The 3,518-nt window shown below is 44.4% G+C and carries 2 protein-coding genes; one reads left to right on the top strand and one right to left on the bottom strand.

Annotated elements, in window-relative coordinates; translation table 11 throughout:
* Positions 1-1,361, bottom strand: a 1,361-nt coding sequence (gene creD / locus WBA23_RS13675; RefSeq protein WP_424582836.1) for a cell envelope integrity protein CreD, incomplete at its 3' end; no start/stop codon positions are given.
* A 235-nt stretch (positions 1,362-1,596) separates the two neighbouring features.
* Between creD and WBA23_RS13670 the strand changes: the two genes are divergently transcribed.
* Entirely contained in the window at positions 1,597-3,501 is a 1,905-nt protein-coding gene (locus WBA23_RS13670; RefSeq protein WP_424582835.1) for a fasciclin domain-containing protein, read from the top strand.
* The last annotated feature ends 17 nt before the right edge of the window (positions 3,502-3,518 follow it).

Raw genomic sequence — 3,518 nt, 5'->3', positions numbered from 1 at the left:
ATTACCGCCGATAGAATAACGAACAGAGCCAAGCTACCTACTAGCAAAGCGTAATCTTGTAGTTGCAAAAGAATGAAAATGAATCCATACAATAATAGCAACAGCAGAATAATCAACCCCGCCAATTTATTATCCCTCAACACCCCCCGAACATACACTCCGACCAGCCCTACGGTGGCTAGGCTAGCGATGATGTAGGATAACGCAAAAGACAAATGTTCTGAGATAGCTAAAAGGAGTGTAAAGAATAAACAGAGAGCTAACCCAACCAAGATGTACTGAATAGGATGAATACGACGGTGGTGGCGAATTTCGGTGAAGAAAAAGATCAGAAACGTGAGGGCAATGAACATGATGGCGTACTTCACCGTGCGCAGCGATTTTTGGTAGGTATCTACTGCTTGCAGTAAGTTAACCCCAAACGCATAATCGTTACTAGCAGTGGCAATATCCTCCGGCATGGCGTAGCGATCCACGTAGGGCTCCATTGCCGACCGACTGGAAAGGTTAAACCGAAACTGGTCGTTCTTCCAGACTTGGGGAAAGTTTCGGTTTAAATGCAACACTTCCCAAGCAGCCGAAAACCCTTGTTCATTGACTTCACGCTCGTCAGGTAGAAATGAACCCGAAAAGCTAGGGTGGGGCCAGGGTGATGTCATACGCACCTGAGTGGTTCGGCCTACTGGCAGAAATTGCAGCGATTGGCTACCGTTCAAATCTAATGACAAATGAAAAGGAATAGTGCTACCATTTTCTACCAAAGGAACTCTCGCCTGTACCCCCGAGGGTAGCACATTGTTGGCAGCCACTCCCGGTTCAAAAGTATATTGATTAGCGTTCCACTCAACGGTAACGGCTTGGTTAATTCCTCGCATATCAGAAATGCCTAGTGAAAGCGCAGTTTCCAACCGAAGTAGCTGACTACTGTCTACCCCCATCGTACTCCAATCTGGTAAAGCAAAGGTGCCTTCTATTTGTAGTTGTGCTTGATACACAATCGCTTGATAAATACCTCGAGAGCGCTTTTCAGGCAATACTTCTACCTGTACATTCAGTGAGTCGGGCAACACGTGAATATACTGAACACTCCTTCGACTACGATTATCATCCGTAATGGTGATTACTTCGTACGGAATAGTCAGTATTGGTCCTCCTAAGGTTTGGGCGTTGCTCCACAGACTACTTATATTCTGAATAGCATCTAGCCGGTATCGCGACCGCTCGTGAATTAAGCTTTCAATCATAGCGGTAGGAATGAGCAGAAGCAACACTAATATTCCGATAGAGACAAGCCGAAGTGTTACTGAGTTGCGCACCCATTGGTTGAGGCGTCCGTACAGAGTTTGACTAGATGCAGACATATGGCTATTCACATAATTTAGGTAATAGTAACGGCATAATATGGGTTTTATTAGCCAATTTACTAATTACGATAGGTAGAAGAGCAGCTCTAAACTTCTGGCAGACAGTTCAGTCTACTAATGCAACAGTTCACACCACTTATATAAAACTTTTTAGTCTTTTTTTAACCACTTGTCGCTTAAACCAGTTAGAAAAATACATTTGAAAATCATACTACACATAATTTTTTTGACAATGAAGAAACCGATTATCAATTTTTATCGTCTGCTCCGCATCACTGGGGTTTTTAGTCTAGGGCTATTATTCTTGGCCAGTTGTGATGATGACGACAACGGAGGCGACATGCCTGACCCGGAGCCTACCCAAAATATTGTAGAGATTGCGCAGGGTGATGACCGCTTTGAGGTGTTAGTAGATGCCTTAGGCAGTGCTGACCTAGTAACCGCACTATCTGGAGCTGGACCATTTACCGTATTTGCTCCAACCGATGCTGCTTTTGAAGCACTAATAGCTAGTACTGATGGTGTTGACGAATTAGAAGACATCAGTCAAGCATCATTGACGCAGATTCTACAGTACCACGTAGCCAATGGTAAAGTTCTCGCTGCTGATTTAATGGATGGGCAGACCGTTCCTACTTTGTTTAGTGGTAACAGCCTAACTATTGGGGTGAGTGCCAGCGGCGTAACCGTAAACGGTGCCGATGTTGTTGCTGCTGATGTTGAAGCGACCAACGGAGTTATTCATATAATAAATGAAGTACTTATTCCCGACGGGTTTGTTATTGAGCTAGCTCCCCAGACAATTGCTGAAATTGCTTCTGGAAACGAATCTTTAAGTCTATTGGTAGACGCTCTAGAGCGAGTTCCCAGTCTATTAGATGCTGCTGGTGATGAAACGGCTACGTTAACCGTATTTGCTCCGACTAATGATGCTTTTGCCGCATTGCTAACTACACTAACTGATGCTACCGGAAACACTTTCGAGGGCTTAGACGATGTACCGGATTACGTTTTAGAAAGAGTTTTAGAATACCATATTTTGGGAAGCGCGAAAACCGCTGCCGAACTAGCTGATTCTGAAGAAACACTAGAAGGAAGTAGCATTAGCGTTGATGGAACAGTAATTAACGGCAGTGCCAATGTGGTAGCTGATTTAGTTGATATTTCGGCTAGCAATGGTGTGGTGCATGTAATTGATGCCGTACTGGTTCCTTCGTTTATTCTAAACAGTCTGAATACTGTTTTAGAACCTGCTATCTTCGATGCCGAAGGACGCTTTACTACTTTGGTAGCTGCTGTTGAAACGGCTGAACTTGCCGGCGCTCTTACTGACGCTGATGCTACTTTGACAGTATTTGCCCCTACTAATGATGCCTTTACCGCGTACATTGACGCTAGTGATTTTGCGGATGCTTCTGAGCTATTAGCTTCTGATATGTTAGGTGATATTTTACTGTACCACGTACTTGGTGCCACCGTCCCTTCATCAGCCATTGTAGAAGGAGCATCTTCAGCCCCTACTTTGTACGAGGATGATGACGAGGATGAGATAGGTGAAGTAGTATATATCAGTAATAATGGTGACGACGGCATATTCCTAAACGGAGGTCCTCAAGTAATCATTGCTGACCTGGAAGAAGGAAACGGAGTAGTACATGCTATTAATGGCGTATTAGTACCACCTATGAATTCTATCACTGAAATTGTGGTAGCTTCTGCTGGTGCTGACGCTCCTGAGTTCACTTTGTTACTAGCTGCTCTACAAACTGCCGATGATACTGATAGTGATTTAGTGGAACTGCTAGATGGCGATGGAACCTACACCGTGTTTGCCCCAACTGATGCAGCATTTATTGCGGCAGGCTTTGCTGATGTAGCTGCTGTTGAAGCTGCTGATCCAGCAACATTGCGATCAATACTGCTGTATCACGTAGTGCAAGGGGCAGTATTCTCTACCGACCTTGCTAGTGGTGCGGTGACTACAGTTGGAGGCGGAGACATTACGGTCAACGTAGCTGATCCGGTAACGATTGCTGACCTCAATGCCGATAGTGCTGATGCTACAGTAACTAGTGTTAATATTCTAGCCACTAATGGAGTAGTTCATATAATCGATCAGGTATTACTTCCTGAATAGTATATCGAGTCTAAAAT

It is taken from the genome of Tunicatimonas sp. (assembly GCF_049647865.1).
GTDB lineage: Bacteria > Bacteroidota > Bacteroidia > Cytophagales > Cyclobacteriaceae > Tunicatimonas.
Note: the sequence above shows the minus strand (reverse complement) of the source record. Positions and strands in the feature narration are given on the sequence as shown.

What these genes read in the sequence shown, in the direction of transcription:
- WBA23_RS13670 (WP_424582835.1), top strand. Translation starts at nt 1,597, where the DNA reads ATGAAGAAACCGATTATCAATTTTTATCGTCTGCTCCGCATCACTGGG.